The 222-nt window shown below is 48.2% G+C and carries 1 protein-coding gene; it reads right to left on the bottom strand.

Annotated elements, in window-relative coordinates; all coding sequences use genetic code 11:
- The coding region (locus L2D08_RS23890) for a transposase (RefSeq protein WP_242238036.1) at positions 1–222 on the bottom strand (222 nt) is incomplete at both ends.

Here is a 222-nt window from a genome sequence, read left to right as displayed (position 1 = left end):
GACCCTTCTTTTTTACGTGCAAACGCACGCTGAAGAAAGGCTAATCGCTTTTCGTATTTTTGATAGTATTTCGGGTTGGCAATGGATTCACCGTTGGAGAGCACGGCAAACTCTTTTAATCCCAGGTCAATGCCAACGGCATCGCTGGTGCTTGGTTTATACGGGGAATAAGGCATCTCGCAAATGACCGAAATAGAATACCGGCCGGTATTGCTGCGGCGC

Source organism: Domibacillus sp. PGB-M46, assembly GCF_022668875.1.
Taxonomy (GTDB): domain Bacteria; phylum Bacillota; class Bacilli; order Bacillales; family Domibacillaceae; genus Domibacillus.
The sequence above is the reverse complement of the archived record's forward strand: the minus strand, read 5'-3'. Positions and strand labels throughout refer to the sequence as shown.